At 73.2% G+C, this 3898-nt stretch carries 3 protein-coding genes; 1 reads left to right on the top strand and 2 read right to left on the bottom strand.

What is annotated here, in order from left to right; all coding sequences use genetic code 11:
• Positions 1 to 34: 34 nt before the first annotated feature.
• Both FGF04_RS01125 and FGF04_RS01120 read right to left on the bottom strand, forming a co-directional pair.
• Positions 35 to 1417, bottom strand: a complete 1383-nt coding sequence (locus FGF04_RS01125) for a PAS domain-containing protein (RefSeq protein WP_149509263.1) — start codon at positions 1415 to 1417, stop codon at positions 35 to 37.
• A 478-nt stretch (positions 1418 to 1895) separates the two neighbouring features.
• Positions 1896 to 2996, bottom strand: coding sequence for a citrate synthase 2 (locus FGF04_RS01120; protein WP_149509262.1), 1101 nt, complete (start codon positions 2994 to 2996; stop codon positions 1896 to 1898).
• A 242-nt stretch (positions 2997 to 3238) separates the two neighbouring features.
• On the opposite strand from FGF04_RS01120, the gene pdxH reads away from it, so the two are divergent.
• A partial coding sequence (pdxH, locus tag FGF04_RS01115) for a pyridoxamine 5'-phosphate oxidase (RefSeq protein WP_188113913.1) occupies positions 3239 to 3898 on the top strand: 660 nt, incomplete at its 3' end.

Raw genomic sequence — 3898 nt, 5'->3', positions numbered from 1 at the left:
AAGCGGTAACGGGGGCGGCGGGGCCCAAGGGCCCTCACGCCCCTCCGACCACCCCCGCCAGATCCAACGCGGCAGCGATCCGCACCGCGACATCCTCCGCGTACGTCGCGTCGAACCGTTCGAACTGCGTGCGGCTCGCGCCGCGCAGGAACGTGACGACCCCCAGCGTCCGCCCCCGGCTGCGCAGCACCACGCACAGCGCGTGCACGGAGTCCGCAGGCCACTGCCGGGCGACCGCCCACGCACGGGCCCGTTCCGCGTCGGCCACCCCCGCGCTCGCCCGCACCGACCCGGCCCGCTCGACGCACTGCAGCGCCGGATGCCCCTCCGCGTACCGCACCGGCAGCCCGGCCCGCTCGGACGGCAGACTCGGCCCCGGCGCGCCGGAGGGCGTGGCCGCGCCCCGCACCAGCCGCACCGGGCCCTCCCCGTCGGCCAGCGAACCGCCCGCCACCCGGTCGATCAGCGCATGGTCGGCGAACCCGGCGAGCGCGAAGTCCAGGTGGACGGACGCGGCCTCCGCGGGGTCCTCGCACTCGGCGGCCGCGCGCGCCGCCCGGTGCAACTGGTTGGTGCGGAAGCGCAGCAGCGCCGCCTCCTGCTCGGTCTGCTTGCTCTCGGTGACGTCCTGGAAGAGCCACGCCACCCCGAGCGGAACCGGTTCTTCCGCCAGCGGTGAGGCGAGCCGCAGGAAACCGCTGCGCCAGCAGCGCCGCTGATCGCCCTCCGCGGTCCGCAGCGTCACCCACATCTCGGCCGGAGCCGGCGGCGCGCCCTCCGCGAGCACGTGCGTGAGCGCGCTCTCCAGCTCCTCCACACCCTGCGCGAGCAGCTCGCCCAGCGGCCGCCCCAGCAGCGCCGTGCGCCCCGAGCCGAGCGCCCGCGCCGCGTGCTCGTTGACCACGGCGGGCCGCAGATCGGCGTCGACGAGCACGACCCCCCAGGCGGCGTCGTCGAACAGCGCCTCGCTCAGGGCGATCGACCGCTCCAGGTCGATCTGCGCGTGCACCTCGCTGAAGGCGCAGTACACCCCGGCCGGCTTCCCGTCGGGCCCCGGCACCGCGGCCGACTGGGTCCGCACCAGCACCCGTCCGCCGTCCTTGGTCAGCAGCGCGAACTCGTGCACCTGCCGCCCCGGCGCCTGCATCGCCGACAGCAGCCGGCCCTCGACCTCCTCGGCGTCCGCCGTCCGCACGGCCCAGCCGGCGAACCCGCGCCGCCCGACCGCCTCGGCTGCGGTCCAGCCGAGGATCCGCTCCGCCTCCCGGTTCCAGTGCGTCACCACCCCGTCGGCGTCGAACGCGCACAGCGCCGCGTCCATCCCGTCGAGCAGGGCGGCCAGCAGATCCGCCCCGTCCCGCTCCGGCTCGTCAGGCCCGAGCTCGTCCGTGGTCCCACTACGACGCGAAGCACTCACCTGGCACCCCCTGCAGGCCGTGTCGGCGTGTCCTGCGCGGTGCGCCCGCGCGTCCGTCCACTCACTACGAATCACTCACTGGCAGTCATTCAACTCGAACGTGACGGACCCCACATCTGGTTCCCGCAAGATTGCGGAAATCGTCGGTTCTCCATGATCGGTTCCCCTCTCGGCGCGGTCGACGCGTCGACCGCGCAATAAATCACTTGAGCGTCGGCGCGACGCTTCTTAATGTGTGTCGCACGCCGAAAGGAGGTGATCGGGTACATGTCTGAAACCCGGACCAGCGAGGTGGCTGCGGGCTAGCGGCCCGTCACCACACGCAGTGCGGTGCCGGACCAGTGCGCGAGATGAGCGTGCGGCCGGCCCAATCCAAGCAGTCACCCGACCCGCGTGCTCGCCGGTGAGTCCGGCCGGCTCCCTCCTCGGAGGGGACCAGAGCACGCGGGTCGTCTGCGTTCCGTGCGCGGGGAGGGGATCAGTGGGTGATGTCCTCGTAGCCCTCGATCTCGCGGGGGTTGCGGCTGCCCGGGCCGGTGTAGCGCGCGGAGGGCCGTACGAGGCGTCCGGTGCGCTTCTGTTCCAGGATGTGCGCGGACCAGCCCGCGGTGCGGGCGCAGGTGAACATCGAGGTGAACATGTGGGCCGGGACCTCGGCGAAGTCCAGGACGATCGCGGCCCAGAACTCGACGTTCGTGGCGAGGACGCGGTCGGGGCGCCGGGCGTGCAGTTCGGCGAGGGCGGCCTTCTCCAGGGCCTCGGCGATCTCGAAGCGGGGGGCGCCCAGCTCGCGGGCGGTGCGGCGCAGCACGCGGGCGCGCGGGTCCTCGGCGCGGTACACGCGGTGGCCGAAGCCCATCAGCCGCTCGCCCTTGTCGAGGGCCTGCCTGACGAAGGCCTCCGCGTCGCCGGTGCGTTCGATCTCCTCGATCATGCCGAGGACCCGCGAGGGCGCGCCGCCGTGCAGCGGTCCCGACATCGCGCCGACGGCTCCGGAGAGGGCGGCCGAGACGTCGGCGCCGGTGGAGGCGATGACGCGGGCGGTGAACGTGGACGCGTTCATGCCGTGCTCGGCGGCGCTGGTCCAGTAGGCGTCGACCGCCGCCACGTGCTTGGGGTCGGGCTCGCCGCGCCAGCGGATCATGAAGCGTTCGACGACGGACTGCGCCTTGTCGATCTCGCGCTGCGGGACCATCGGCAGGCCCTGGCCGCGGGCGGACTGGGCGACGTACGACAGGGCCATGACGGCGGCGCGGGCGAGGTCGGCGCGGGCCTGCTTCTCGTCGATGTCGAGGAGCGGTTTGAGGCCCCAGACGGGGGCGAGCATGGCGAGCGCGGACTGGACGTCGACGCGGATGTCGCCGGAGTGGACGGGGATCGGGAACGGCTCGGCGGGTGGCAGGCCGGGGTTGAACGCCCCGTCGACGAGCAGCCCCCAGACGTTGCCGAAGGAGACGTGGCCGACCAGGTCCTCGATGTCGACGCCCCGGTACCGCAGGGCGCCGCCCTCCTTGTCCGGTTCGGCGATCTCCGTCTCGAAAGCGACGACTCCCTCTAGTCCGGGTACGAAGTCGGACATCAGGCGGCTCCTCATGATGTGTGCGACGCGTGTGCGACATGCGGTCGGAGGTCGCCCGACCGGTCCGGAAGCAGGACGATATCCCCTGGTGCCACCTTTGGGGAGGGTGTGCGGCACTCAGTGCCACGCAGTGATGAAGTCCACGCCCGCCGTATGCCTGCCGACTGCCCGCCGTCTGTCCCGCGACCGCCCGCCGCCGGTCTGCTGCCGACCCCGCCGACTGCCCCCTGCCGTCCGCGGTGATGCGGCAGGATGACCATGTGAGCGACCGTGATCCCCTCCTCGGCCCCGGGCCCGACCCCGCGTCGATGCGCAAGCAGTACCGGGCCGACGGCCTCGACGCGTCCGGGCTCGCCGGGCATCCCATGGAGCAGTTCGGGCGGTGGTTCGCCCAGGCCGCGGCCGAGGGTGCGGTGTACGAGCCGAACGCGATGGTCGTCTCCACGGCGGACGCCGAGGGGCGGCCCAGTTCGCGCACGGTGCTGCTGAAGCAGTTCGACGAGCGGGGGTTCGTGTTCTTCACGAACTACGGGTCCCGCAAGGCGCGTGAGCTGGCGGAGAACGCGCATGTGGCGCTGCTGTTCCCCTGGCATCCGGTGGCGCGGCAGGTCGTCGTCACCGGGACCGCGGTGCGCACGGGGCGGGACGAGACGGCGGCGTACTTCCGTACGCGGCCGCACGGGTCGCAGCTGGGGGCCTGGGCCAGTGCCCAGTCCTCGGTGGTGGCCTCGCGGGCCGAGCTGGAGGCGTCCTACGCGGAGCTGGCGGCGCGGTATCCGGAGGGGGAGAAGGTGCCGGTGCCGCCGCACTGGGGCGGGTTCCGGGTGGTGCCGGACGCGGTGGAGTTCTGGCAGGGGCGGGAGAACCGGCTGCACGACCGGTTGCGGTACGTGGATGTGGGG

The organism is Streptomyces apricus, assembly GCF_008369065.1.
Taxonomy (GTDB): Bacteria; Actinomycetota; Actinomycetes; order Streptomycetales; family Streptomycetaceae; genus Streptomyces; species Streptomyces apricus.
The sequence above is the reverse complement of the archived record's forward strand: the minus strand, read 5'-3'. Positions and strand labels throughout refer to the sequence as shown.